Source organism: Georgenia satyanarayanai (assembly GCF_023715365.1).
Classification (GTDB): domain Bacteria; phylum Actinomycetota; class Actinomycetes; order Actinomycetales; family Actinomycetaceae; genus Oceanitalea; species Oceanitalea satyanarayanai_B.
The window spans coordinates 1-404 of the sequence record NZ_JAMBNZ010000157.1; the positions used below are offsets into that span (position 1 = coordinate 1).

General features: G+C 47.5%; 1 protein-coding gene and 1 pseudogene. Both read right to left on the minus strand.

Annotation, left to right across the window (positions count from 1 at the left end):
* The coding region (locus M3148_RS18875) for a hypothetical protein (RefSeq protein WP_368859567.1) at positions 1-108 on the minus strand (108 nt) is incomplete at its 3' end.
* A gap of 92 nt (positions 109-200) precedes the next feature.
* A pseudogene (locus M3148_RS18880) lies at positions 201-350 on the minus strand (hypothetical protein); the annotation flags it as partial.
* Positions 351-404: the final 54 nt, after the last annotated feature.

Sequence of the window (404 nt, forward strand, 5' to 3'; positions counted from 1 at the left end):
GTCCAAATTTTCTAATTCATAACTTTGAGAACTGATGACATTTAGGCCAAAGTTTTCCAAAATTGGCAAAATGTGTGACAAGGTGGCAGGTTGCGATTTGCCATACACTTTGAGGTGCAGGTTTTGGGCGGCTCGTTGGTCTTTTGATACAGATACCAGCGCATCGGTAGGGCTTGCTGGGTAGCGATGCTATCGAGTCGTTTGAGGTCTTGTAAAGCGACACGGGGCGTGTAATCTTCTTGATACGCCAAAGGGATACTTCTTAGATAGTTATCCGCCAGCTGCGTGCCTTGAGCCTCGCCTAGTTCATCGGCAAACACTTGTCTTGCTTCGTCTTCCCATCCTTGCATGGACTTGTTGAGTTGCTCCTCAAGGCTCGGTAGTAGGCTATCTATGTCGATGTG